Source organism: Schauerella aestuarii (assembly GCF_009866805.1).
Classification (GTDB): Bacteria; Pseudomonadota; Gammaproteobacteria; order Burkholderiales; family Burkholderiaceae_B; genus Schauerella; species Schauerella aestuarii.
Genome location: NZ_SIZW01000039.1, coordinates 98,715 through 124,747 on the forward strand (window position 1 = coordinate 98,715; position 26,033 = coordinate 124,747).

General features: G+C 64.9%; 24 protein-coding genes. 8 read left to right on the forward strand and 16 right to left on the reverse strand.

What is annotated here, in order from left to right:
- Positions 1-48 precede the first annotated feature (48 nt).
- On the reverse strand, positions 49-654 hold the full coding sequence (locus tag EYW45_RS03540; RefSeq protein WP_161134004.1) for a helix-turn-helix domain-containing protein: 606 nt from the start codon (positions 652-654) through the stop codon (positions 49-51).
- Positions 655-756: 102 nt separating this feature from the next.
- Between EYW45_RS03540 and EYW45_RS03545 the strand changes: the two genes are divergently transcribed.
- The 3 genes from EYW45_RS03545 to EYW45_RS03555 all read left to right on the forward strand — a co-directional run bounded on the left by EYW45_RS03545 (position 757) and on the right by EYW45_RS03555 (position 4,588).
- A complete protein-coding gene (locus tag EYW45_RS03545; RefSeq protein ID WP_235938819.1) occupies positions 757-1,929 on the forward strand; it encodes an NAD(P)/FAD-dependent oxidoreductase in 1,173 nt (390 codons plus the stop codon).
- 70 nt (positions 1,930-1,999) lie between these two features.
- The gene (locus tag EYW45_RS03550; protein WP_235938821.1) at positions 2,000-2,980 is read left to right on the forward strand and encodes a Bug family tripartite tricarboxylate transporter substrate binding protein; all 981 of its coding nucleotides are present in this window, start codon (positions 2,000-2,002) and stop codon (positions 2,978-2,980) included.
- 45 nt (positions 2,981-3,025) lie between these two features.
- Positions 3,026-4,588, forward strand: coding sequence for an amidase (locus EYW45_RS03555; protein ID WP_161134005.1), 1,563 nt, complete (start codon positions 3,026-3,028; stop codon positions 4,586-4,588).
- Between the two features lie 6 nt (positions 4,589-4,594).
- Here the strand turns inward: EYW45_RS03555 and EYW45_RS03560 are convergent, their stop codons facing one another.
- Together EYW45_RS03560 and lpcA are read right to left on the reverse strand one after the other, a co-directional pair.
- Positions 4,595-4,792 carry a 2-hydroxymuconate tautomerase gene (locus tag EYW45_RS03560; RefSeq protein ID WP_161134006.1) on the reverse strand — a complete coding sequence of 66 codons (198 nt, stop codon included), beginning with the start codon at positions 4,790-4,792 and terminating at the stop codon, positions 4,595-4,597.
- A gap of 28 nt (positions 4,793-4,820) precedes the next feature.
- Positions 4,821-5,420, reverse strand: coding sequence for a D-sedoheptulose 7-phosphate isomerase (gene lpcA, locus EYW45_RS03565; RefSeq protein WP_161134007.1), 600 nt, complete (start codon positions 5,418-5,420; stop codon positions 4,821-4,823).
- Between the two features lie 207 nt (positions 5,421-5,627).
- On the opposite strand from lpcA, the gene EYW45_RS03570 reads away from it, so the two are divergent.
- Entirely contained in the window at positions 5,628-6,806 is a 1,179-nt protein-coding gene (locus EYW45_RS03570; RefSeq protein ID WP_161134008.1) for a zinc-binding metallopeptidase family protein, read from the forward strand.
- Here the strand turns inward: EYW45_RS03570 and EYW45_RS03575 are convergent.
- On the reverse strand, positions 6,803-7,780 hold the full coding sequence (locus EYW45_RS03575; protein ID WP_161134009.1) for a Bug family tripartite tricarboxylate transporter substrate binding protein: 978 nt from the start codon (positions 7,778-7,780) through the stop codon (positions 6,803-6,805). The two genes, EYW45_RS03570 and EYW45_RS03575, sit on opposite strands and share 4 nt — an antisense overlap.
- Positions 7,781-8,004: 224 nt before the next feature.
- On the opposite strand from EYW45_RS03575, the gene EYW45_RS03580 reads away from it, so the two are divergent.
- Positions 8,005-8,787: a phytanoyl-CoA dioxygenase family protein gene (locus EYW45_RS03580; RefSeq protein ID WP_328703588.1), complete on the forward strand. Its 783-nt coding sequence runs from the start codon at positions 8,005-8,007 to the stop codon at positions 8,785-8,787.
- An 84-nt stretch (positions 8,788-8,871) separates the two neighbouring features.
- Here EYW45_RS03580 and EYW45_RS03585 read toward each other — a convergent pair whose 3' ends face one another.
- The 5 genes from EYW45_RS03585 to EYW45_RS03605 form a co-directional block, all read right to left on the reverse strand.
- Entirely contained in the window at positions 8,872-9,675 is an 804-nt protein-coding gene (locus EYW45_RS03585) for an aspartate dehydrogenase (protein ID WP_161134010.1), read from the reverse strand.
- Positions 9,676-9,700: 25 nt separating this feature from the next.
- Positions 9,701-10,681 (reverse strand): LysR substrate-binding domain-containing protein, encoded by a 981-nt coding sequence (locus tag EYW45_RS03590; RefSeq protein ID WP_161134011.1) that lies wholly within the window; start codon positions 10,679-10,681, stop codon positions 9,701-9,703.
- A gap of 29 nt (positions 10,682-10,710) precedes the next feature.
- On the reverse strand, positions 10,711-11,688 hold the full coding sequence (locus EYW45_RS03595; protein ID WP_161134012.1) for a Bug family tripartite tricarboxylate transporter substrate binding protein: 978 nt from the start codon (positions 11,686-11,688) through the stop codon (positions 10,711-10,713).
- Positions 11,689-11,956: 268 nt separating this feature from the next.
- Positions 11,957-13,567 (reverse strand): GMC family oxidoreductase, encoded by a 1,611-nt coding sequence (locus EYW45_RS03600; protein WP_161134013.1) that lies wholly within the window; start codon positions 13,565-13,567, stop codon positions 11,957-11,959.
- A gap of 46 nt (positions 13,568-13,613) precedes the next feature.
- A complete protein-coding gene (locus EYW45_RS03605) occupies positions 13,614-14,540 on the reverse strand; it encodes a LysR family transcriptional regulator (protein WP_161134014.1) in 927 nt (308 codons plus the stop codon).
- Between the two features lie 142 nt (positions 14,541-14,682).
- Between EYW45_RS03605 and EYW45_RS03610 the strand changes: the two genes are divergently transcribed.
- From EYW45_RS03610 to EYW45_RS03620, 3 genes are all read left to right on the forward strand, one after another.
- Positions 14,683-15,672: a hydroxymethylglutaryl-CoA lyase gene (locus EYW45_RS03610; RefSeq protein WP_161134572.1), complete on the forward strand. Its 990-nt coding sequence runs from the start codon at positions 14,683-14,685 to the stop codon at positions 15,670-15,672.
- An 18-nt stretch (positions 15,673-15,690) separates the two neighbouring features.
- Positions 15,691-16,890, forward strand: a complete 1,200-nt coding sequence (locus tag EYW45_RS03615) for a CaiB/BaiF CoA transferase family protein (protein WP_161134015.1) — start codon at positions 15,691-15,693, stop codon at positions 16,888-16,890.
- A gap of 81 nt (positions 16,891-16,971) precedes the next feature.
- Positions 16,972-17,958 carry a Bug family tripartite tricarboxylate transporter substrate binding protein gene (locus EYW45_RS03620; RefSeq protein WP_161134016.1) on the forward strand — a complete coding sequence of 329 codons (987 nt, stop codon included), beginning with the start codon at positions 16,972-16,974 and terminating at the stop codon, positions 17,956-17,958.
- Positions 17,959-18,020: 62 nt separating this feature from the next.
- Here EYW45_RS03620 and EYW45_RS03625 read toward each other — a convergent pair whose 3' ends face one another.
- The 7 genes from EYW45_RS03625 to EYW45_RS03655 all read right to left on the reverse strand — a co-directional run bounded on the left by EYW45_RS03625 (position 18,021) and on the right by EYW45_RS03655 (position 26,032).
- Positions 18,021-19,775, reverse strand: coding sequence for a M14 family metallopeptidase (locus tag EYW45_RS03625; RefSeq protein ID WP_161134017.1), 1,755 nt, complete (start codon positions 19,773-19,775; stop codon positions 18,021-18,023).
- A 186-nt stretch (positions 19,776-19,961) separates the two neighbouring features.
- Positions 19,962-20,312 (reverse strand): hypothetical protein, encoded by a 351-nt coding sequence (locus tag EYW45_RS03630; RefSeq protein WP_161134018.1) that lies wholly within the window; start codon positions 20,310-20,312, stop codon positions 19,962-19,964.
- Positions 20,313-20,509: 197 nt separating this feature from the next.
- Entirely contained in the window at positions 20,510-21,061 is a 552-nt protein-coding gene (locus tag EYW45_RS03635; RefSeq protein ID WP_268894260.1) for an ureidoglycolate lyase, read from the reverse strand.
- A gap of 130 nt (positions 21,062-21,191) precedes the next feature.
- Positions 21,192-23,501 (reverse strand): xanthine dehydrogenase family protein molybdopterin-binding subunit, encoded by a 2,310-nt coding sequence (locus tag EYW45_RS03640; protein ID WP_161134020.1) that lies wholly within the window; start codon positions 23,499-23,501, stop codon positions 21,192-21,194.
- Positions 23,476-24,123, reverse strand: coding sequence for an isochorismatase family protein (locus tag EYW45_RS03645; RefSeq protein WP_161134021.1), 648 nt, complete (start codon positions 24,121-24,123; stop codon positions 23,476-23,478). Before EYW45_RS03645 ends, EYW45_RS03640 begins: the two co-directional genes overlap by 26 nt.
- Positions 24,120-25,175: a M29 family metallopeptidase gene (locus tag EYW45_RS03650; protein ID WP_161134022.1), complete on the reverse strand. Its 1,056-nt coding sequence runs from the start codon at positions 25,173-25,175 to the stop codon at positions 24,120-24,122. The genes EYW45_RS03645 and EYW45_RS03650 overlap by 4 nt, the downstream gene beginning before the upstream one ends.
- A gap of 32 nt (positions 25,176-25,207) precedes the next feature.
- Complete coding sequence (locus EYW45_RS03655) at positions 25,208-26,032, reverse strand: alpha/beta fold hydrolase (protein ID WP_161134023.1); 825 nt, start codon at positions 26,030-26,032, stop codon at positions 25,208-25,210.
- Position 26,033: the final 1 nt, after the last annotated feature.

Here is a 26,033-nt window from a genome sequence, read left to right on the forward strand (position 1 = left end):
AGCCCTGGGCGTTACGTGCGGCGGGGCAGACGCCAGCCATCGCGCGCATCATTCCGCCATCACGACCATGATTTCTGCGGGCGCCCGGCTCAGGCTCAAGTACATGTGCCCCACGCTGCTGTCGAAATAGGCGGAGTCATGCTTGGCGAGTTCGAGCACTTCGCCGGTGACGAATTGCAGGCGCACCTTGCCCGACAACACGATGATGAATTCCTGGCCTTCATGGCGCACGTAATCGTCGAACTCGCTTTCGCTGCGCGCGTGAATGCGGCCGAACATCGGTGTCATGCGGCGTGCGGGAAAATCACCAGCCAGCAGGCGGTATTCGTACGTGCTGCCGCGATAGCTCGGTGTGCCGGCCATGACGGAATGCACCGCCGTCGGCGCGGGCGCACCGGCCGCGCTACCGGGTGCGCCGAACAACTCACCGATGTCGACCTTCAACGCGCGCGCCACGGCGGCGAACTTTTCGTAGCCGATCGAGACCTGGCCCAGTTCCATTTTCGAGAGTGTGGAAAGCGCCACGCCGGTTTGCGCCGACAAGGCCTTGAGCGTCAATCCATGCGCCTTGCGCACGGCACGCAGCCGCATGCCCATGCTGGCGCGGTCGATGGTTGGATCCTGCGGGGTAACGGCAAGCGTGCCTTTGGGCATGCGATGGAACTCCTGGGGATTTCCCTTGAAATCGTTGTTTGCGGGGATTGTGCCGTCATTTTGCATTGACGCCTATGTTTTCGTATCAGAGAATTCTCATAAATGAGAATTCTGGATGGTGCAATGATTGCGCAGGAAAATTCGGCCGATACGGTTTTCGACTATGTGATCGTGGGGGGCGGCATCGCCGGCGCGTCGCTGGGCTATCGCCTGGCCGCGCACGCCAGTGTGCTGGTGCTCGAGCGCGAGGATCAGCCGGGCTATCACTCGACGGGCCGGTCGGCCGCGATGTTCATGGAAACCTATGGCACGGCGCAGATCCAGGCGCTCACACGGGCGAGTCGCGCGTTTTACGAGCACCCGCCCGAGGGCTTCACCGATCATCCGATTCTGGCGGAACGCGGTTGCCTCTACATCGCGACGCCCGAGCAACGCGCACTGCTGGAGACCGAGTTTGCTGCGTTACACGCGCGGTCGCCCAATGTGTCGTTGATCGACGCCGCGGCCGCCTGCGCGCTGGTGCCCTGCCTGCGTCCTGAACGGGTGGGTGGCGCCATTCTCGAAACCGATGCACGCGATCTGGATGTGCATGCGTTGCATCAAGGCTTTCTGGGCGCCATGCGCAAGCGCGGTGGTCAGTTGCGGTGCAAAGCGGCGCTGGTGGCGGCCGAGCGCCGCTCGGCGCTGTGGTCGTTGACCTTGGCCGATGGCGCGGTGATTCGCGCGGGCACGGTGGTGAATGCGGCCGGTGCCTGGGCCGACGACGTGGCGCGCTTATGCGGTGTGACCCCGATCGGCCTGCAACCCTGCCGGCGTACGGCGTTTACGTTTGCCGGCCCGGACGACGGCGACTTTGCCGCCTGGCCCACCGTGGCCAGCCTGGACGAAACCTTCTACTTCAAACCCGACGCCGGCCAGTTGCTGGGGTCGCCGGCCAACGCCGATCCCGTCGATCCGCACGATGTGGTGGCGGAAGAACTGGATGTGGCCACCGGTATCTACCATATCGAGACCGCGACCACCTTGCAGATCCGCCGACCCAAACATGTGTGGGCGGGCCTGCGATCGTTTGTGGCCGACGGCGATCTCGTGATCGGTTGGGATAACGCCGCGCCGCGATTTTTCTGGCTGGCCGCGCAAGGCGGCTACGGCATCCAGTCGGCGGCTGGCGTGTCCGAACTGGCCGAATCGCAACTGCTGGGCGAGCCGGTGCCCGACGCGCTGCGGGCACACGGTGTGGACGCCGATGCGTTGCTGCCCGCGCGCTTGCGTTAGCCGTACGAATCTACGCGCACGTCCGAGGGACGCGCGTGAGCGATGACTGAACATACAAGGGGAAAAAATCATGATGTTGAAGTCGAGCAAGATCGTCGTTCTGATGGCCGCCATGGCGGCAGTGTTGAGCGCGGGGGCGGCACGCGCCGCCGAGTATCCCGAGCGGCCCGTGCAGCTTGTGGTGCCCTTCCCGCCGGGTGGTGCGGGCGATGTGCTGGGCCGCATTCTCGCGAAGGGATTGGGCCGCGAGTTGAACCAGTCGATCATCGTGGAAAACAAGGCGGGTGCCGGCACGATCCTGGGGGCGCAGTATGTGGCGCGCGCCCAGCCGGATGGCTACACCCTGCTGTTGAGTTCGGGCACCACATTCACCGTCAACCCGGCCATCTACGACAAGTTGCCGTACGACACCGTGCGCGATTTCGAGCCGGTCGGCATGGTGGGCCGCGCGGCCTTGATCATCGTGGCCAATCCGCAAGAGCCCTTTTCGGACGTGAAGGGCCTGGTCGCTGCCGTGAAGCCCCATCCGGACAAGTTCTCGTACGGCTCGTTCGGCATCGGTACGGTGTCGCACTTTGCGGGCGAGATGTTCCAGGAAGCGGCCGGTACGCGCATGACGCACATTCCCTACAAAGGCAGTTCGCCGGCCATCACGGATCTGATCGGCGGGCAGATCCCGATCTTGTTCGACACGGTGGTGTCGGCCATGCCGCACATCAAATCGGGCAAGGTGAAGCCGATCGCCGTCACCACCGCGCAACGATCGGGCTTCCTGCCCGACGTGCCGACGGTTGCCGAAAGCGGCTATCCCGCCGTCAACATGGACACCTGGATCGCCGTGTTTGCACCCAAAGGCACGCCGCCCGAGGCGCGCGAAAAGCTGACCAAGGCATTGGCCGCAACCCTTGCCGACCAAGCCACGCAAGAGCAACTGCGCAATGGCGGCTTTGAGCCGACCTTCATGGATGGCGCAGGGGTGCAGCGTACGATCGTGGAAGAAACGCCGCGCTTCGCCGAGATCGCCAAACGCGCCGGCATCAAGGCCCAGTAACCCCACATGCGGCACGCGATGTGCCGCGCACAGGAGCACTCCGCGATGAGCGATTCCAATTCGATCCTGCAACTGTCCGCCGTCGAGATGCGACGCCGGATCGGCGCCAAGTCCCTGTCGCCCGTTGAGGTGCTGGAAGCCTGCATCGCGCGCATCGAAGCGATCAATCCTGCTGTGAATGCGGTCACGGCCACCTGCTACGACCGTGCGCGTGCCGAAGCGCGAGCTGCTGAGGCCGCCATGATGCGGGGCGACACATTGGGCGTGCTGCACGGTTTGCCGTTGGGGGTGAAGGATCTCGAAGACACCGGCGGGTTACTGACCACGCACGGCTCGCCCAACTTCCTGAATCACGTGCCGGCCCGCGACAACGCGTTGGTGGGCCGCCTGCGCGCCGCCGGGGCCGTGGTGGTGGGAAAAACCAATGTGCCCGAGATGGGCGCGGGGGCGAACTCGCGCAATCCGGTGTGGGGCGCCACCGGCAATCCGTTCAACCCCATGCTCAACGCGGGCGGTTCGTCGGGGGGATCGGCTGCGGCGCTGGCGACCGACATGCTGCCGCTGTGCACCGGATCGGATACGGGCGGGTCGTTGCGAATTCCCGCCGCCAAGTGCGGTGTGGTGGGCTTTCGGCCCTCGCCTGGCCTGGTGCCGGTCGAACGGCGGCAACTGGGATGGACGCCCATCTCGGTGGTGGGACCCATGGGGCGCACGGTGGCCGACGCCTGCTTGCAGTTCTCGGCCAGCATCGCGCTGGATGATTGCGATCCGCTGTCGTACACCTCCGATGGCGCCTCGTTTGCGCAACTGCGGCCGGTGGATCTCGGCAATCTGCGCGTGGCCTACACCGAAGACTTCGGTGTCTGCCCGGTCGACGAAGAGATTCGTGTGGCGTTTCGCGCCAAGATTGCGGCGATGCGCCGGTTTTTCAAATGCTGCGATCCCGTGGCGATCTCACTGCCTGATGCCGATCGCTGTTTCGATGTGATCCGCGCCGAGAGTTTCGTGGCGGCCTTTCGCGACACGTATGAACGCGATCCCGGTCTGCTGGGGCCCAATGTGCGCGCCAACTACGAGATCGGTGCGCAGATGACGCTGGCCGATCGGGCGTGGGCCCATCTGGCGCAGACGAAGATGTTTCGCTCGTTCCAGGAGATTTATCGCGACTACGACATCGTGTTGTCGCCGACCACGCCGGTGTCGGCCTTCCCGTGGTCCACGCTCTATGCCGAGACCATCGAGGGCAAGCCGGCGCGCAACTACTACCACTGGCTGGGGTTGACCTATGGGGTGACCTTGCTGACCAATCCCGCGCTGGCGCTACCGTGCGGTGTAGACGGGCGCGGCATGCCGTTCGGCTTGCAGGTCGTGGGGCGTTTTCGCGGCGACGCCCACGTGCTCGCGTGTGGGCTGGCGATGGAGCACGCGTTTGCCTACGATCCGCAATTGCGCCGGCCCGTGCCGGACCTGAGCGCATTGCGCGAGCCGGTGCCGGCATTGCGGGGGTTGGCCACGCATCCGCCGCGCGCCGATCTGGCGACGCGGGCGTTGACTGAAGAGGAGATTGCGGCGCTTGCGACCGGCGAGGCGCACGCGCGGGCCGTGTGAGGCCGCTCAGCCGTGTTTGGGCTTCTGCGACACAAGGGTGCCGCCCGTGGCCCAATCGCCGGCCTCGACATCCTGAAACACCACGAACACACTGGCGGCATTGGCGCCGCCGTGTTCTACCAGGGCCTGGGTGACGGTCGCGGCAATGGCTGCCTTTTGTTCTTCCGAACGGCCTTTCAACATGTCGATCTTGACGTAGGGCACAAGCAACTCCGAGGGTGTGGGATGGGGTTCAGGATCGCGCCAGGCGCTCGATCAGCAAAATCAGGATGTGGATCACCTTGATGTGCACTTCCTGGATGCGATCGGCATAGCCATGGTGCGGGACGGTGATCACGATGTCGGCCAGGTTCTCGCGCGCGATGCGGCCGCCGTCTTTGCCGGTGAGCACGATCGACGTCATGCCGGCTGCACGGGCGGACGCCAGCGCATTGACCACGTTGGCCGAGTTGCCGGAGGTCGACAGCGCAAACAGCACGTCGCCAGGGCGCCCGACCGCATCCACATACCGCGAAAAGATGTAGTCGAAGCCAAAGTCGTTGCCGACGCAGGAGATGTGACTGACATCCGAGATCGCGATGGCAGCGAACCCCTTGCGGTCGTCGCGAAAGCGCCCGGTGAGTTCCTCGGCGAAGTGCATGGCGTCGCAGTGCGAGCCGCCGTTGCCGCAGGAAATCGCCTTTGCGCCACGGTCGAACGCGGTCGCCAGCATCCGCGCGGCCGCGTCCACGCGTGCCAACTGATCGGCGTCGCTGAGAAAGGCGTCCAGAACGGCGGCCGCCGATCGGAGTTCTTGGCTGATGGTGGCGAGATTGTCTGCGGTAGATGTCATCGTGTCAGGAATGTGGAGCCTGGAAACCGGCAATCGGGTGCCGCGGGCGGCTTGACGTGAAGGTTAACCCGGCCGGACGGCTGCGCGTGATAGGGAGTACCGTGGCGGCTGCCCGATGCTGTCGTGTGCCGGCGTTTTTGGGCGCGTTAGTTGCTTCATTCTCGCTCCCCGCATCCCCCATCCCCTTCTTTTTACGGCGTTTCGCGCATGAGCAATTTTTTCGATGTCATCGGTTCGCGCCTGGTCGACGCGCATAAGTACCGGCCGTCAGGCTCAAGCGGCAAGATCTTCCATTGCACCTGTGGCCAGCCGGTATTTCTGGACAATACGCAGTGTCTGGCGTGCGGTCTGCAGCTGGGGTATGCCCCCGATCTGGGTGAGGTGCACGCACTCACGCCCGGCACCGCGCCCGATACCTGGGTAATGACGGATGCCGGCGACGATACGGTTTACAAGCGGTGCGCCAATTTGACGATGCCCGCCGTGTGCAACTGGCTCGTGCCGGCCGCAGACGGCCACGATCTGTGCCTGGCGTGCCAGCTCAATCGCATGATCCCTGATCTGTCGATTCCTGAGAACGGCGAGCGCTGGTGCAAACTCGAAGCTGCCAAGCGGCGGTTGGTCGCACAGTTGCTGACGCTGGGTTTGCCTGTGACGCCGGCGATCGTGCCGCACGATGGCGGACTGACGTTCGATCTGCTCGGGCCTGATGAGAACGGCAAGGCGCCGCTCACCGGACACGACGAGGGCGTGATCACGATCAACGTGCTCGAAGCCGACGATGCCTATCGCGCAAAACTGCGCGAAGACATGCATGAGCCGTATCGCACGCTGCTGGGTCATTTCAGGCACGAAGTGGGCCACTATTACTGGGATCTGTTGATCAAGCCGACGCGGTGGCTGGCCCACTTTCGCGAGGTGTTCGGCGATGAGCGGCAGGACTATGCGGAAGCCCTCAAGAACAATTATGAAAACGGTCCGCCCGAAGACTGGCCAACCCGCTTCATCAGTACGTATGCCGCCTGCCATCCCTGGGAAGACTGGGCCGAAACCTGGGCGCATTACCTGCACATGATGGATACGCTCGATACGGCGCTCAGTTTCGGGATCAGCACGCGCGTAGTCAAGCGCGATTACGCGTCTTTCACGAAGGACGTGCTGATCGACAAGGACGCGCCGGATGCGGAGGAGTTTTTGAATCTCGTGAACACCTGGGTGGAGCTCACCGGTGTGCTCAACGAGTTGTCGCGCAGCATGGGGCAACGGGATTTTTATCCCTTCGTGCTGCCCCATGCCGTGGTCGGCAAGCTGCAGTTCGTTCACCGGGTGGTGAAGTCCCGCAGCCTGGCGCTGACCGCGGCAGCCGAAGCTGCCGAGAACGCTTAGTCGAGACGGATATCGGCGCTGGCCACGATCTTGGCCCAGCGCTGACGTTCCGATTCGAAGAACGCGTTGAGCTTGGCCGGATCCATCACCACGATTTCGGCACCCTGCTCGTTGAGCTTGGCGGCGATGTCGGGTTGATTGACGATGGCGGCCAGGCGCTCGGCCAGCATCTTGGCGGTTGCCTCGGGCAACGTATTGGGCGACATGATGCCCTGCCACGTGCCGGATTCGAAGTTCGGCACACCCTGTTCGGCGATTGTCGGGATGTTCGGCACCAGCGTCATGCGCTCACGCTTGGAGATCGCAATGGGCCGAAGCTTGCCGCTCTTGATGTGCGGCAACGTGGCGAGCAGGCCGTTCATGATGATCTGCGTTTGCCCGCCGATGGTGTCCGTCACGGCTTGCGAGCCGCCCTTGTAGGGCACGTATTCCCACTTCGCCTTGGTCGCTTGCTCGACGGCCACGGCTGCCAGGTGGGGCGCGCTGCCGATCGCCGTGACGGCGAAATTCAGGCGTTCCTTCTGCGACAAGGCCACCAATTCGCCCAAGGTATTGGCCTTCACGTCAGGATGCACGGCAAGCACGTGCGGCGAGTACGCCAGCATGCTGACGCCGCGCAGATCCTTTGCCGGATCGAACGTCAGCTTGGTGTAGACGGACGGGCTGATGGCCAGCGCGCCCACGTCGCACAGCAGCACGGTGTGCCCTTCTTCCGCAGCTTGTACGACAAGTCCAGCCCCAACGTTGCCATTGGCACCGGGTTTGTTCTCGACCACGACCGTCTGTTTCAGCACTTCCGAGAGGGGCTGGCTGATAAGGCGCGCGATGATGTCCGACGACCCGCCGGGAGGATACGGCACCACGATGCGCACAGGGCGCGACGGCCATGTCTGTTGCGCCCACGCGGGCAAGGAAAGACCGGTCAGCGGCAGGGAAGCCGCCGCAGTCAGAAACTGTCGACGATCGAGGGCCATGCTGTCTCCACTAGTTGTATGTTGTCGTATGACTTGGCGCAAGTATAGCGGCGCCGGTCGGTTGTCACACTAGCGAAAACCCGAACATGATCCGTATGGGGAGGCCGCGACGCCGCAGCGACCAACGGTGGCGTTGTTCTCAGAGGGCAGTGCGGCCTCCCGCAACCTGCACCGTTGTGGAAGAATAGGGTTTTCCAGCAGTCAGGCGCCAAGGCGCGGATAGTGTGACCACCACAACGAAAGACCAGATAGCGGTTCTGCGCGAGCAGGGTTATGTGATTGTTCACGGCATGGTGCCGGCGGCGCGCCGGGAGGCCATGCTGGCGGTGGTCAACGATACGTTATTGGTGCCTGCGGGCTCGCTGGAGTTCGAGGCCGATCTGCGTTATCCCGGGGCACCGGCGTCACGTGAGGCAGACGGTGGCGCAACCATCCGGCGTTTGCGCGACGCGTACGCGCGCGATGCGGCCTTTGCCGCCTGGGCCTGCGACCCCGCCATCGCGGCCTGGATGACGGCCTATTTCGATGAACCCGCCTTGCTGTCGCGCGCGCATCACAACTGCGTGATGACCAAGCATCCGCTTTACGGCAGCCTCACCGGTTGGCATCGCGATATCCGGTATTGGTCGTTCGGGCGGCCCGATCTGGTGTCGACGTGGTTGGCGCTCGGCCACGAATCGTCGGAAAACGGTGGTTTGTGGGTCGTGCCGGGTTCGCACGCGATGACGTTTGCTGCAGATCAATTCGATAGCGAGCAGTTTTTCGTGGCCGACGATCCGCGCAATGTGCCGGTGCTCGCGCAGGCGATTCCCCTTACGCTCGCGCCCGGCGACGTGCTGCTGTTTCATTGCCGCACGCTGCACGCGGCCAGCCAGAACGCGACCGATCATGTAAAGATCTCGGTGGTGAATACCTATCACGCAGCGAGCAATCCGCCGTTGCCCGGCACGCGATCGGCAAGTGTGCCGGACGTGCCGTTGGACGTTGCGGCGGATCAGGTGCAATAACGCGATCTGGCCGGCGCTACGCGGCGGTGCCGCCCCACCGGGCTGCAACCGTCCGGTGAGACCGAGGAGCCGACGGACGACGCCTTACGTGCCGACGCGCAGCGGCCCCGTCAGTTTGCGCAAGGCCGACAATACGCTCAGCGCAGTGATGCGGCCCGTCTTGGGATTTTCCGATGGGATATTGCGAATTTCCATCGTGAACGAGGCGGAATCGGCATCGACTTCCACGCGGTGCGTGTTGCGATCGATATCAGGATCGGCCCAGATCTCGAGCGTGGTGCGATCGGGCCCGATGCCGGCCAGCGACACGCTCACCGCCACGTTGAGGTTGGCGGGGAAACCAATCGCGGCCTCGCGCGGCGAGCCTTTGAAGATCAGCTTGGGTTCGGTGATGCCGGCGATATCGATGCCCTGTTCGACCAGGAACGGCGCGCCCAGCAAACCGCGCACCGGTTTGCGGGTGATCATCGTGACCGAGTGGATCGTGTTTTCCGCCGCAGCCGTCAGCGCATCGAGGCCCAGGATGGCGCCCGACGGCACGATGATCTGACCGCCATGCTCGGCGGCGAGCGGGATCAAGTCTTCGTTCTGCAGCAATGCACCCGAGCTCAACACGATCACTTTCTTTCCGGCGCGCAGAAACGGCGCGGCGATGCGATGCAGTAGGGCGGCCGGTGCGCATTCGATGACGACGTCGCAATCGTCGACCATGTCGTCGATCGTGGTGAAGCGCGGCGCGTCGTGCTGCCAGTCGATTGCAGGCGCCTTGGCCGGCTCGCGAACGCCGATGGCCGTAAGCGTGAGACCGGGAATACCGGCGTCGAGGGCTTGTGCCAACGATTTTCCGATGGCGCCGAAACCGGCGATGCCAACACGATAGTGGGTCATGATGATCTGCTCACAGAAACGAGGGTTAAGACAATGCCGGCGCGGCGTTGCCCGATTGCCGCGCCTCGTTCAGCACCCAGGTGCGGAAGGTGGCGATGGCGGGGCGGTCGTGCGCGCCGTTGTGGGTTAAGAGGTAATACGCGCCGGCGCTTTTGAGCGGCGTGGCGGGGCGCATGGGCAGCACCAGCTCGTTGCGTCCGGGGTAGCCGTCCAGCAGGATCTCCGGGATCAGCGCAATGCCCTTGTGCTCTTGCGCGGCCCGCATGGCGATGTAGAAGTGGCCGTATTCGAGCTTGGCGCGTTTGGCCGGCAGCGACGCGCCTTGCGCGCGCAACCAGTCGCGCCACGCATCGGGGCGGCTGGCGGTGTGGATGAGTTCGAATGACGTCAGGTCGTCGAGCGAGGTGATCGGACCGCCTTGCGCATGCAGATCGCGCGACATGACCGGTACCAGGATGTCGTCGAACAGGAAGTCGGCGCAGATGCCGTCCCAGTTCTTGACCAGCGTGAGATCGACGCCGGGCGCGTCGCGCGGGTAACGCGTGCCGGCGAGCGGCCCCACGCGAATGGCGAGATCGACGCCATCGGCCAGCATATCGAGCGGCCGGATGTCGGACACCACGCGAATCTCGATGTCGCGATGCTGGGCGGTGAACTCGGCCAGGCGCGGCATCAGCCAGAGTTGGCCGATCGTAGGGATGGTGTTGACCGTGAGCACTTCGCGGCGCTGCCGGTCCCGCACGCGATGCGTGGCCGTTTCGAGTTCGGCAAGAATCCGCCGGCAGGTTTCGAAATACACGAAGCCGGCTTCGGACAATTCCACCTGCCGCGCCCCGCGCACGAACAACCGTTTATCAAGAAACGCTTCGAGCTTGCGGATCTGCAGGCTGACTGCGCTTTGCGTGACACTGAGTTCTTCGGCCGCGAGCGTGAACGATCGATGGCGGGCGGCCGCTTCGAAAGCACGGATGGTGGTAAGCGGCGGCAGATTTCTCGTGACTGGCATAGCGCGCGCGGCAGTTGCGGCGGCCGGCACTATTGCACCTGAATGCCCGCCTGGGTGATGACGTCGCGCCAGGTGCGGTCTTCATCGCGCACGTAAGCGGTAAACGCCGGGGCGTCCATGGTCAGCGGCGCGATGCCGCGGCTGCGGAAGTCGGCTTGCAATGCGTTGTCGGCCAGAGCGGCCGCGAGGCCGGCGCTGAGTTTGGCGACCGCATCGGGCGGCGTGCCGGCCGGCACGAATAGGCCAAACCATGTGCTCGCATTGTAGTCGAGCCCCAGTTCTTTTAATGTGGGCACGTCAGGCAACTCGGGCACGCGGGTGTCGGTGGTGACGGCGAGGGCGCGCACGCGGCCGGCTTTCACATTGGCCAGTGTGGTGGGCAAGGGATCGACCAGCAGGTCGAGCTGACCGCCGATCAGATCGGTCATGGCGGGGGCGCCGCCTTTGTACGGCACATGCATGAACTTGGTGCCGGCGCGCAGATTGAGCAGCTCGGCCTGCACATGATGGCTGGTGCCCGACCCGGCCGATCCGTAGTTCAGGCTGCCCGGCTTGGCCTTGTCCGCCGCCACCAGATCGGACCACTTTGTGTAGGGCGATTGTTCGGCCACGATCACCACGCTTGGCACCGCAGCAATGCCGCCCACGGCAATCAGATTCTTTTCGGCGCTATAGCCCACATCCTTGTAGAGATTGGGCGCCACGGCGATCGTGCTGGCTGCGCCCAGCAGCAGCGTGTAGCCGTCGGCGGGGCTGTTGATGGCGTTCAGCGTGCCGATCGTGCCGCCGGCACCGGGCTTGTTCTCGACCACGATGTTGCCGGGCAAGGTATCAGACAGGTGCTTGAACAGCACGCGGCCGATGGTGTCGTTGATGCCGCCGGCAGGAAAGGGAATGACGGCGCGCACGGCGCGATTGGGATAAGGATCGGCGGCGTGGGCCAGGGGTGCCAGGCAGGCGCCGGCGGCGATCGAGAGGCTGATGAGCAGACAACGCATGCGAGACATGACCGAAACTCCTGGATAAAGGCGATCGGCCGAGCCTGGAAACAGGCGGGCCGCGAAGACGATGCCAGGGCAGTCTAGGGTCGCCCGCGCAGCGTCGCAAACGATTAAAAATCCGCTACGCATAAGTAGAACTCATGCCTGAAATCGGGCGGTTGCACCATCATGAATCACAGCGGTACCCGCTTGGCGCCGCCATGCCGGGCGTAGCCGCGCACGCGCGCTTCCTGTCGTGCGCGGCTACGACGTTGCAGGCACCGCGAACGTGCCGTCAGCGCTCACGTGCCGCCGCCTGGATCAAGGCGGCGCCGCGTTCGGCGATCATGATGGTGGGGGAGTTGGTGTTGCCTGACGTGATGGTGGGCATGATCGACGCATCGATCACCCGCAGCGACTGCAATCCATGCACGCGCAGTTCGCTATCCACGACCGCGCCTTCGTCGGCATGCTTGCCCATGGTGCAGGTCCCTACCGGATGGAAAATGGTGGTGCCGATTTTGGCTGCGGCCTGAGCCAGTTCCGCATCGCTTTGTGCGGCGGGGCCAGGCAACCACTCCTCGGGCCGATAGCCGGCTAACGCGGGCGCTTGCACAATGCGCCGGACCAGGCGGATCGCATCGATGGCCACGCGGCGGTCTTCGGCCGTGCTGAGATAGTTGGGCGCGATGATCGGCCCCTGCGTGGCACCCGTGCCATCGATGTGCACCGAGCCCCGCGAGGTGGGGCGCAAGTTGCACACGCTGGCCGTGAACGCATCGAAGGCGTGCAGTGCTTCGCCGAAAGCCCCCAATGACAGCGGTTGCACATGGAACTCGAGATTGGCGCGCTGCTGCGCCGGATCCGACTTTGCAAATACGCCCAACTGCGATGGCGCCATGCTCATGGGCCCGGTGCGCTTGAGCAGATACTCGATGCCGATACCGGCCTTACCCAACCAGGTGGCCACCATTTTGTTGAGCGTTTTCACGCCTTGCACTTTGACCACCACGCGCAATTGCAGATGGTCCTGCAGGTTTTCGCCCACGCCGGGCAAGTCGTGGCGCAGGGCGATGCCGGCGTCGCGCAGGCGATCCGCCTGGCCGATGCCGGAGCGCTCGAGCAAGAGCGGTGAATTGACGGCGCCGGCCGCCAGAATGACTTCGCGGCTGGCGCGTACGTCGCGCGTTTTGCCCTGATGATCCAGCACCACGCCGGTACACGTGGTGCCCTCGAACGTGAGGTGGCGTACCGCTGCCTGGGTGAGCACATGCAGGTTGCGCCGGCGCTTGACCGGGCGCAGAAAGGCTTTGGCCGTGTTCCAGCGCCAGCCGCTTTTCTGATTCACGTCGAAATAGCTGGCGCCGAAGTTGTCGCCGCCGTTGAAATCGGTCACACGCGGGATGCCTTCGTGGCGCGCGGCCTCGGCAAAGGATTCCAGGATGTCCCAGCGCAGGCGTTGCGCTTCGACCCGCCACTCGCCACCGGCGCCATGATGCGCGTCGGCGCCGCGGTAATGGTCTTCGCTGCCCTTGAACACGGGCAGCACGTGATCCCAGTTCCAGCGCTCGTCGCCGGTGAGCCGGGCCCAGTCGTCGTAGTCCTGGCGCTGGCCGCGCATATAGATCATGCCGTTGATCGACGATGAGCCGCCGAGTACGCGGCCACGCGGATAGATGAGCGCGCGGCCATCCAGGCCGGCCTCGTGCTGCGTCTTGTACATCCAATCCGTGCGGGGATTGCCGATGCAGTACAGATAACCGACGGGAATGTGAATCCAGTGATAGTTGTCGCGCCCGCCGGCCTCGATCAGCAGTACGCGATGGGCGGGATTGGCGCTCAGGCGATTGGCCAGCACGCAGCCGGCCGAGCCCGCGCCCACAATGATGTAGTCGTATGTCTCCATCCCATCCTCATCGTTGGGGGATTTTGTTGTGCGCTCAAGCGTACCGCTAACTTGGGCCTAACGGTGCGGCCGCTGGCGCTCGTGCGGCAACCAGATGGTCGCGCAGCAGCCGCGCCGCCGCCGACAGTTCGCCCTCGCCGCGAAAGCAGAGGGCAAAGCGGCGGTCGGCCCAGTCGTCCGTGAGCGCCACCACCCGCATTGCTTTCGAGGCGGCGTAGTACTGGGCCGTGGTGGTAGGCACGATGGCGATGGCAAGGTTGGCGCCCACCACGCGCATGGCGGAGTCGAGGTTGGACACGATCACGCGCCGCATGAGGGTTTTGCCGCTCTGCCGGGCGAGCTGCGTGAGCGTACGGGTCACGGCGCTGGCATCCGGCAAGGTGACCTGCTCATGATCGAGCGTGTCGGTCAGCGACACCTCGCGATACCGCGCCAGCGGATGCCGCGGGTGCACCGCCACGGCCAATCGATCGCCGCCATAGGGCAGGCAGGCCAGACCCAGAAAGTCTGCCGCATCCCAGCACATGCCGAGCGACGCCACGCCGTCGCGCACGCCGCGGATGATGTGATGGCTCAGTCCTTCTTCCATATCGACACGGATATCGGCATGCGCGGGATCGTGCAGAAACGTCGCCACGTCTTCGGCCAGCGAGGCCGCCAGGACGGAAGCGGTGGCAAGGATGCGCACCTGACCTTTGACGCCGGAGGAGAACGCGCCGATGTCGCGTTCGATCCGGGCGACATTGCCCAGGATGGCGCGCGCGTGGTCGAGCAGGGCTTCACCGGCCGGCGTGGGTGCCACGCCGCGGCGGCCGCGCACGAGCAGCTTCATGCCCACCGTGTCTTCCAGCGCCGCCAGCCGCTTGCTGATGGCCGATCCCACGATATTGGCGGCTTCGCCCGCGCGCGCGATGCTGTGCTGCTCGCAGACGGCCACGAACAGCCGCAAAGTGGTCATGTCGAGATCGCGCATGAGAAGAGCCTTGAGATATTCCGTTTCGGAAGCATAGGGCTTCTGAATCAGCAGTTCAATCTCCGATCAGAAATCCTAAACTCAAACCAGACGATGAGACCGGAGAGGAGACGACATGACGGCAGGCAATTCACAAGGCGGCATGCGAGGCGCATTGGGCCAGGGCAACACGGGCGGCGCAGCAGCGTCGCGCCCTGCCGCGTGGCCGGCGCGCGCCACGATCCGCGAGGTCGGCCTGCGCGACGGATTGCAAAGCGTGGCCACCATCGTCAGCACCGAGAACAAGCTTGCGTGGATCGATGCCGCGTATGCCGCAGGTCAGCGAGAGATCGAAGCGGGATCGTTCGTGCCGGCGCGGCTCTTGCCGCAACTGGCGGATACCGAGATCGTGGTGGCGCACGCGCGCACGTTGCCCGGCTTGACGGTATCGGTGCTCGTACCCAATCTGAAGGGCGCCGAGCGGGCTTTTGCCGCGCAGGCCGACGTGATCGTCGTGCCGCTGTCGGCCAGCGCCTTGCACAGCCAGGCGAACTTGCGCAAAACGCCGGATGAGGTGGTGGCGGAGGTCGCCCGGATGCGCGCGGCGCGCGACGCGGCGGGCGCGCGCACGCTCATCGAAGGCGGGGTGGGCACCGCTTTCGGCTGTACCTTGCAGGGTGCAGTCGATCCCGCCGAGGTATTGCGATTGATGCAGGCACTGCTCGACGCCGGTGCGGATCGTGTGAGCCTGGCCGATACCGTTGGCTACGCCGACCCTGCGGGCGTGCGGAGACTGTTCGAAGCGGCGCGCCGCCAAGTGGGCGATCTGCTGTGCTGTGCGCATTTTCACGATACGCGCGGCCTGGGGCTGGCCAATGTGCTGGCCGCGCTGGACACCGGCATCGATCGGTTCGACGCGTGCCTGGCCGGTATCGGCGGCTGCCCGCACGCGCCGGGCGCCAGCGGCAATGTATCGACCGAGGACTTGGCCTTTATGCTTGGCAGCATGGGCATCGATACCGGCCTGGACATTGCGCGACTGCTTGCCTTGCGAGCGGACGTGGCGCAGTGGCTGGCCGGCGAGCCCCTGAGCGGCGCGCTATGGCGTGCCGGCTTGCCCGCAACCTACGTCGCGCCGCGCGCGTACGCCTGACTCATCAAGGAATCTCGCATGACCGCATCATCATCCCGTGCTTTGCCGCTGGCCGGCCTCCGTGTGGTGGAGTTCACCCACATGGTGATGGGCCCCACCTGCGGCATGGTGCTGGCCGATCTGGGCGCCGAAGTCATCAAGGTCGAGCCGATCGAAGGCGACCGCACACGTCATCTGCTGGGGGCGGGATCGGGCTTCTTTCCCATGTTCAACCGCAACAAGAAAAGCCTGGCACTCGATCTGCGCGACCCGCGCGGCGCGGCCGTTGCACGCAAGCTCGCGGCCAGCGCCGATGTGTTTGCCGAGAATTTTCGCCCCGGTGCGATGGCCAAATACAGCCTGGATTACGCCGCCCTTTCGGCCGTCAACCCCAAGCTCATTTATGTGAGCCTGAAGGGGTTTTTGCCAGGCCCCTACGAGATGCGCACGGCGCTGGACGAAGTGGTGCAGATGATGGGCGGGCTGGCCTACATGACCGGCCGGCCCGGCGATCCGCTGCGCGCCGGCACGAGCGTGAACGACATCATGGGCGGCATGTTTGGCGCGATCGGTGCCATGGCGGCACTCATCCAGCGCGGCATCACGGGCCGCGGCCAGGAAGTGCAGTCGGCCTTGTTCGAGAACAACGTGTTTCTGGTGGGCCAGCACATGCTGCAATACGCGATCACCGGACAGGCGGCCGCGCCCATGCCGGATCGGATCTCCGCTTGGGCGCTGTACGACGTGTTCACCGTTCGCGACGGCCAGATCTTTCTGGCGGCCGTGAGCGATTCGCAGTGGGTGACGTTTTGCGACGCCTTCGGGTTCGACGATTTAAAGGCGGCGCCTGAACTCTCCACCAACAACAAGCGCGTGGTTGCACGCGCCACCCTGATGCCTGAACTGCGCAATCGGTTGAGCGGCTATTCGGTTGCTGAACTGACGGCGATCTTCGAGGCGCAGGGCCTGCCGTTCGCGCCCATCGTCAAGCCCGAAGCGCTCTATGACGATCCGCACCTGCAGGCCACCGGCGGCCTGGCGGACGTGCGCCTGCCCGATGGCGACCGCGCCGGGCAAACGGTGGGGGCGGCGCTCTTTCCCATCACCATGGACGGCGCGCGGCTGGGTGTGCGCAGCGATCCGCCGACCGTGGGCGAGCACACCGCAACGGTGCTGGGCGAGCTCGGCTTCAGCGCCGAAGAAATTGCAGGGTTGAACAAGGACGGCGTGGTGGCATGACGCGCTGATTCGAATCGCCGCGCACCGACGCCGGCCGCAAAAGAGCTGGCGCGTGCAACAACAATAATGAGGAGACAACACATGAAAACGAATGCTGTCGATCACACGCGCCGCGCTTTGTTGGCGGCTTTGGGCGGTACTGCTGCGTTGGCCGCCATGCCAGCATGGGCGCAAAGCGATCGGCCGATCCGCTTCATCCTGCCGTTGAGTGTGGGTTCGGGTGTGGATGCAATTACGCGTGCGGCGGGTCCCGCGCTATCGGCCGCGTTGGGCCATACGGTGGTCGTCGAAAATCAGGCGGGCGCGGGCGGCATCGTGGGCACGTCGGCACTCGTGCGTTCGCCACCTGACGGGTTGACGCTGTCGATGGTGTCGAACAACCATGTCATCTATCCGAGCGTGTACAAGTCGCTGCCGTTCGATCCGATTGCCGACATCACACCGATCTCGGTGGTCTGTACCACGCCGTTTCTGCTGGTCGTCAATCCCAAACGGCTGCCGGTGAAAACGGTGCCCGAGCTGGTGGCGATGTTGCGCGAGAAGAGCGATGCGTTCAACTATGCGTCGTCGGGCAACGGCACGGTGCTGCATCTGGCGGCGGAACTGTTCATGCAGCAGGCGGGATTGAAAGTGCGCCACATTCCCTACAAGGGCACCGGGCCGATGGTCACCGACCTGATCGGCGGTCAGGTAGACGTGGGTGTGGTGTCGCTGCCTTCGGCACTGCCGCACGTGCAAAGCGGCGCGCTTGTGGCCCTCGGCGTATGCGGTCCGCAACGCACGGCCACGCTACCGAATCTGCCCACGGTGCGCGAGCAGGGCATGCCTGACTACGAGATCGAAGGGTGGGTAGCCGTGGTGGGACCTGCCAAGCTGCCGAAGGCCGATGTGGATCGCATTTACGCCGGCTTCCAGAAAGCCTATACGAGCCCGGAAGTGAAAGCGCAAATGGCCACGCAGGGCAATACCGTGGTGCTGCGCCCGCCTGCCGAAACGGCGGCGTACTTTGCATCGGAGCTGAAGAAGTACGCCGCGATCGTCAAAGCTTCGGGGTTGGAAGCGCAGTAAGGTCGGCACGGCGAGAAGGGCGCCAGCGCGACGTTGCCGGTGCCTGGTGCCCGCAGATCATTCTAGGTGCCTGACACGCGCAGATAACCTTCATGCGCGGCCAGCACCGTCTCCATCTGCACGGTATGGGCAAAGACGAAGTCGTCGCCGTAGATCGTTTCGTCGGGGAACTCCGAAATCAGGGCAAGCGGCGCCGCTTCGCGCGTATCTTCAGCCACCAGGATCGGGATGCCGTTGAGCATCTCGAATCCGGCCTCCAGTGCGTGGGCACGAAAGAGGGCGATCTGACGTGCATTGAATTCAAGCAAGCCGGGCAGTCGCCCTAAGCGTTGCGTGACGTGTTCGATCACTGCGCGCGCGCGGTCGCCCCATCCCGAGTGATGGCGCAGGATGAGGAAGAATCCTTTGGGAATCGTCCAGAGTTCGAACCCGCGCGGCAGATAGCCCGACATTGGGCGGGTCCATTCGTGCGCGGGGTAGCCATGCAGATTGATGTGGAGCGCCGCGCCGCTGATGGCGAGCGCCTGCTGGCGCGCTTCGCGCTCGTAGAACGGTGCGCGTTCGCGATAGGCGATGTCGTCACCCAATGCGGAGTAGCGCGCGGCGTGATGCATATGACGCGGATGCGTGGCGCACAGTTCGCGATGCATGGCGTAGCCGTCGGGATTCTCGACGCCGATGAGCGCGAAGTGTGCTTCATCGCGCAACGCGTGCGCGGCGCGCAGCACCCCCACCACGCCCGAGCTCTCGTTGGCATGCTGCGCGGCCGAGATCACGATCGCGGGCTGGGCGCTTTTGACGTACGTGCCCCATACCGTGCGGCCCTGGCGTGAGCGCGCGTCGAATCGTTCGCCGCCAAGCGCATCCAGTTCATATGCCACGCGTTCGATCGGCAATGCGCGCGTGGCTGCGGCAAGCGGCGGGTTGTCGCTCGACGGCGCGGGGGGCGTCACTGCGGGGAAAGGCTCGGTGGCAATGCGCAGGTGTATGGCGCCGTCGGCGCTGGCGCGCACGTCGGGCGCAAGCTGGCCGGGTTGCAAGCCGCGATCGCCCAGGGGGCGGCCGCTGTGCAACTGGAATATTTCCAGCAAGCTGAAATAGATGTCTTCATGCAGCGCTTCGAAAAGGCTCACGATCTCATCGCCATAGCGCAGATCGAGTTCCGATCCCGGCATGTCCAGGCGCACGCACAGGCGGTCGAAGTAAGGTTCGTGCGTCCCCCAGGGATGCAACCGCACGGTGTCGATCAACGCCGCGAACGCGGTCTCGAGATCGGTGGTGCGGGCGGCATCCTGCGCACCTTTGCCTTCGCTTTCATCATCCGCGCGCGAAGCTCGCACCCAACCGGTGGGTGTGAGGTTTACGGCGCCCGTGTGATCTGTGCGTTCGACGTTGGGTGCGAACACATCGACCTGCTGCGTGCGGCCGTCGCGATACGACAGTTCCACCTCGTAGACCAGCGCCGAACCGCCCGGCATTAGCGTGACCTCGACGTCCGCCAGCATGCCGATCAACGGATAGGCTTCGAGCGTAAAGCGCTTTGGCGTTGCTGCGGGGTGTACGGGGTAGCGCACCGTGACGCGTTCGACATCGGTCAGATCGATGTCTTCGACGAAGGCATGCACGAGCGGCTTGTAGGCCGAGCGAAAACGCGCGGTCACGCCGGCGCGGGCCAAGCGCTGCTCGGCGGCGACGCGAGCGGTGCGATCTTCGAATACCCAGGCGTCGAGCGTGCCGCCCCGCCATGCATCGGCAGAAAATTCGTCGATCAGACTATCCAGCGTGCGCGCAAAGCGCCGTTCCAACAACGTCGTCATGAGCCTTGAGATCCTTAGCGTGCCTGATGCGCCAGCCGAACCACTTGGCCGGAAAAAGTAACGCCGCACACGTTATGTGCGCGGCGTCATCGCATCGCCGAAGGGCTTAAGGATAATCACAAACGTGAAACGCCCGCACACCAAAAATCACTTTTTTTATGCAGGAATCGCCCGTGGGGAAGGCGATCAGCGCCCCATGCGGCGGCGCTCGTCCAGTTCACGCATGCACTGGCTGGTGCCATTGAGCATTTCGGCGCGCGTACTGGTTTCACGATTGACCCGCTCCACGCACAGGTTGTAGTTCTCCAGGCTCTCGGGCGAGTTGGTCACCAGCGGCGGGGGCGGCGGCGCGCTGGGATCGGGGATCTCGCGCATGCGCAGCTGTGGCGGCGCATTGGGATCGGCCACCACGTTGCCTGGTTCGGGATAGCGAAAGCCGTCAGCGGTAGCGGTGGGGACGGGTTGGGCCATGGCGGCCGAGGCGGCGAGGGTGCCGGCCACGGCGCACGCATACAAGGCACTGCGAATCAGGTTCATGAAGCTGTCCTTTCAAAATGGGCGCGGCGAGGTCTGAAAAAAGTTCGTCGCGGTCCCGGTCAACATAACCCGGATGCCTGCCCGTGCGCGGCCATTCATGTAACCGGGTTTTCGGTCAGCGCTCAAGAAGATCAGTTCAACGCGAGAAGATCAGCTCAACGGCTAAGAAGATCAGCTCAACGTCTAAGAAGATCAGCTCAACGGCTAAGAAGATAAGCGTGGGGGAGCCGCTGGAACGCCGACTCCTGGGCGGGCGCGCCGTGCTGCATGTGCGCGACCAATTCGACCGTGGTCGAGTCGCGCGTCAACATCAGACACATGGCCTCACTGGCTTCTACCTGCGTCGCATGCCAGCAGCCGGGTTGCATGCAGATCCCTTGGCCAGGTGGGATCTCGAATGCGCGCAACGTCGTGAGATCGGGTGCGCCTTGCGCGTCCGAACAGGCCACCACATGTATGACGCCCACGCTTCCCAGCGGCACGATGGCCTGCTGCGTGAGGTGATGCACTTCGAGCGTATCGATACGACCATCGCAGCGGCGGTAATTCACTCCCAGCACTTCGGTGCGGCCGCCGCTGCCGGTGTCGAACGCATGCTGATGCCAGAAGTCGGTATTGGCGTTGGTGAATGCCGGCGTGGGAGCGTTTGCGTCGTACGGCTGGCCCAGCATCGCGCCATACGGCGCGAAGGCGGCCGCGGAAAGCGGTCCAATCGCCAAGGGAAGATCGGCAGGCGCCGTCAGCGGCAAGCCTTGGTCGGTCGAGGCGCGATCGGCAGTGGCTTGCCGTTCGGGAGTGAGCGCGGGCACAGCGGCGCGCGGCGCGGACCGCGATGTGGGCAAACGAGAAAACGGGGGCATGGCAATCCAGTCGGGCAGTTCAGCGCGACGATAGCATTGCCCGCACGGAATCGGGGGTGAACGGCGGCGCGCGAAAGCGCGCGCCGGTGGCATCGAACAACGCATTGGCAACGGCGGCCGGCCCCGGCACCGACGCGGATTCGCCGGCACCCAAGGGCGGTTCATCCTGCCGCGGCATCAGCAGCACGTCGATCTCGGGCACCTCGTCAAAACTCAGGATCGGATAGCCGCCCCATTCAAGGCTTGCGACGCCGTCGGCATCGAAGGCAACGCGCTCCTTGAGCACGCGGCTGAGCACCTGGATCACATTGCCGTGCATTTGATGTCGCACGCCATCGGGATTGACCATCATGCCGGTGTCCTGGCCGATGGTGACGCGATCGATCACGATCCGGCCGGTGGTGGGATCGACGGTGAGGTCGACGACCCACGCCGACCACGCGGCGCCGAAGCCCGGGAAGCGGCTGTGCACGTAGCGCGCGTAGGCCACGCCGCGGCCGCGCAACAACCCGTCGGCGGCGGGTCGACCCCGTGTGCCATGGTGCCCGGCTTGCCAGGCGGCGCGGGTGGCGACGGCGCGCAGCAGATCGGCCGCACGCGTATCGTCGAGATGCCGCAGCCGGAAGTCGACCGGATCGGCGCCCGCGTCATGCGCCAGTTCGTCGACGAACGAATCGTGGGCAAAGGAATTGGGCAATGCGGAAACGCCGCGCAGCCAGGCCGCGCGCACCAGCGCGGGCATGTCGTGGCAGACCGCGCGCAGATGCTTGAAGCGGTAGGGGCTGACGGCGGTGCGGTCGCCCATTTCGAGTACCCGCGGCGTGGCGGCGATCTTGCCGGTAAGCAGCGACGCCAGAAGCGGGGCATCGTTGGAGGGATAGCGGGTGGTGAAGTCGTACGCGCCCAAACCGCCATCGGCGTCGAGTGCGCCGCGCACCGTCATCAATTGTGCGGCACCTTTGGGTTCCCACGCATGTTCTTGTTCGCGGCTGAGTTGCACGCGCACAGGGGCGCCTGCGGCGCGCGACAGGAGCGCGGCATCGGCGGCAACATCGTCGGCGCAGTTGCGGCCGTAGCACCCTGAGGCCTCGAGACGCACGATTTCGATGCGGTCTTCGCCCATACCCAGCAACCGATCGAGATCGATGCGCAACATGTGCGGGTTTTGCGTTCCGGCCCAGATTGTGAGGCCGTCAGGGGTGTAGTCGGCCACCGCGCAAGATGGCCCGATCGAGGCATGCATCTGATACGGCCACACGTAGGTGCGCGAAAGCGGCTGCGCAGCGTGCACCAACGCGGTATCCACGTCGCCGTGCGCGGTTAACGGACGCGCCGTTGAGGATGCATGCAACAGTGCCGTTTCGATGGACGACAGATCGGGGCCCGGCGGGATGGGCCGCCAGCGGGCCTTGATCCGGCGCGCGGCCGCGATCGCCTGCTCTTCACGTTCGGCCACCACGCCGATGAAATCGCCTTCAACCACGATATGCCGTACGCCAGGCAAGCGCAGGGCCGCAGTGCGGTCGACATCGATGAGACTGGTGCCGACGAACGCGCCACAATCGCGGCCGGTATAGGGCGGCCGCACGACGCGGCCGTGCAGCATGCCGGGCACGCGCACATCGTGCACAAAAGTGAGTACGCCGGTGGCTTTGGCGGGAATGTCCACACGCGGCGGGGCGCTACCGACGATGCGGTACGCCGAGACCGGCTTGAGCGGCACGTCGTCGGCGAGGGTGAGCGCGATGCGCCGACCGGTAAGCAGGTCGGCGTAGGAAAGGTGGGCAGGCGGATCGTTGGGTGTGCTGTGCGGACCGTTGCTGCGCGCCGGGTCGGGTGCGTCGGGCGTTGTGCCTGCGAACACCACGCCATCGTGGATCTGCAGCGTCTCGCGCGGTACCTGCAACCGCTCGGCAGCCGCATCCAGCAGCCACTCGCGCGCTTGCGCCGCCGCACGTCGCAGGGGCACGGCCGCGATTTGAATCGTGGCGCTGGCGATCGTCGGGCCCTGATTGGGCGCGGCTTCGGTGTGGCCGAGCGTCATCGTCACGCGATCGAGCGGCACGTAAAGCTCTTCGGCCACGATCTGCGCAAGCGCCGTGCGAATGCCCGTGCCCAGATCGACGTGGCCGTTGAACGCCTCGATGCGGCCGTCATCGCATAAGGCGATGAAGATATCTGGGGTGCTCGGCACGTAGTTCGACGCGGCGCCGGGTTGCCCCGCCGCCGGCACGACGCCGCGCACAGGGGTGCGCAGCACGAGCAGTGTGCCCGGCCGATCGAGCAGCGCGCGATGCGCCGCCTTAGGCGTGCGCGGGGTGGCGGTCAAGGTGGGCGCTCAACTGCGACACGGCCTCCGCATACGGCATGACGGCCGCATATTTTTGCTGCATGTCGAAGAGATTGGCGTCGTGCGGACCGATGGCGCGATCGCCGCAGCAATCGGACACCACCAACGGCCGAAAACCGGCCGACATCGCATCGACGACGCTCGCACGCACGCAGCCGCTGGTGGTGGCACCGGCGATCAGCAGCGTTTGCACGCCGCGTTGCGCCAGCCAGGCTTGCAAGGTCGTGCCGTGAAAGGCCGAGGGCAACGTTTTACGAATCACGACTTCTCCGGCCCGGGGCGTAAGTGACGGCACAATGGCGCTTGCCGGATCGTTTTCCTTGAGCGTGAGCATGCCTGGCACTTTCATGCAAAACACATTGGCATCGCTATCGTCGTCGGCGAACACGATGCGGGTATGCGCGATGGCGAATGCGTGCTCACGGGCGAAGGCCAGCAGCGCCTCGGTTTGCGCGATGGCGGGTGCAATGTTGCCGCCGCCGAAGCGATTGGGGTCGGCAAAGCCATTGACGAAGTCGACGATCAGCAAGCCGAAGGGAGCGGCCAGCGGCAGGTCGGTGCCGAAGCCCTGGCGAGCGTATGCGGAGATATCGTCTTTCATGCGGCAGCCTCGGAGGTGGCGGTGTCGATCACGCGGCCGGCGTCGACGACGATGTCGTCGTCGAGACGCACGGTGCAGCCGCGCATGGGAATATCGATGTGGCAGGCGGTATTACGATCGCCGCCGGCTTCGTTGTTGGGACCCATCGAAAACAGGAAGTTGCCTTCAAACGCACGCGCATCCATGCCGATCGTGGCCTCGCGATCGTAATGCGCCAACATCGACCAGTGCGCGCGCGGCTGCAGGCCCCAGCCGATATGCGACATGGCGTAGGCTTCCGGGTCGTTGAACGACGCCATGTACTCGTTCAGCAGATCGGCATGCACGCCGCCTTCGATCTTGCGCACGAAGCCGTCCTTGACGGTCAGGGTGATGGGCTCGCTGATGTACTGCTTCATCGGCAGCAGGATATCGCCCCGATCGAGCACGATGCGGCCTTGGGTGCCGCGCTCATCGGGCCACGTCAGCACGAAGCCGCTGGGCCAATGATCCCATCGGCCCGGTTCGTCCACATAACCGTATTCGCTGATCGCGGGAAACTCGCCCAGCGGGCAATGCAGGTCGGTGCCGGCAGGCGATGTAATGTGCATCGTCTTGGCCGCTTCGATGCGCGCGGCCGCTCGCTTGACGCGTGCGCGGTCGGCCTCGGTGGGCACCATGCGGCACAGCACTTCGGGAGGCTCCACGGCGAGCAGAATCTTGGTGCCGCCGCTCAGGATGTCGTGCTGCTCGGGCGAGAACAGCAACGTCATCAGATCCAGCACCAGATCGCTTTCTTTCAACGCGGCGATCGCGGCGCGGTTGCCGGTGAGCGGCGTGGTGCCCAGATAGGCGAGCGCGTCGCGGCTGATCGCTTTCTCGCCATTGACCGGTGGCAGATCCAGCCGGTTGACGATGGCGCCCATCGACGCGACCGTGGTCATGGCGGTGCGCAGGGTTTGCGGGTGGGTGGCCGCGCCGGTCAGTACGGTCACGATCTGTCCGGATTCAAGCTTGGACAGCGTGAGCACCTGGCGCCAGGCGGCCATCATGTCGGCATCGCTTACGGGCATGGATATCTCCTCGGTGTGATCGGCATCATCGGTTAGACAGGGGCGCCAAGAAAATCGCCGAACGCAGCGTAGAACCCGGCTTCGTCATCCCATGGAATCATGTGACCCGCATCGGGCACGTGACTGACTTGTGTATGCGGCGCCAAGGTCTTGATTTCTTCCACATCCTCAGGACGGATCACGTCACCCCGTCCGGCCACCATCAGCATCAGCGGTTGCGCGACCGCAGGCAGGTCGGCATGGATATCGTCGGTGTGAAAGGCATCGAAGCTCGTGACGATCGCGCGCTCGTCGCAAGTGTGCAGCCACTCGGCCCGCAAGCGCACTTGCGCGTCGGTCCAGGTGGGGCAGAACTCGCGCATTTCGGCCAGCGTGATGCCGCGTTGCGACAGGCGGATCGAATCGACGTACCACGGCAACTTCGACGGATAGGCGCGGCGGCCCGGACCGGATACGGGTGGATCGACGGCGACCAGGCGGGTAAGCCCGGCGGGCGCACTGCGCGCGGCACGGATGGCGATGCGCCCGCCCATCGAGTGACCGACAAGCGCATAGCGCTGCAAGCCCAATGCTTGCGCGAAGGCGATGACGTCGGCGGCTTGCGCATCGAGGCCGTAGTCGAGCGAATCGGACGCTTCGGAGAGCCCGCGACCGCGCACGTCGAGCACATAGGTGTCGAAGCTTTGGCCGAAGCGCTCGCCGACGAAGCCCCAGGTCACGGCCGGGCTGGTGATGCCCGGGATGATGATGATGGCATCGCGTTGCGCGCGAGCGCCGTCGGTGCCGCCGTAACGCAGATAGTGCTGGCGGATGTCGTTGGCGCGCACGTTGGCGCCGTACAAGAACGAGCGGGTCATG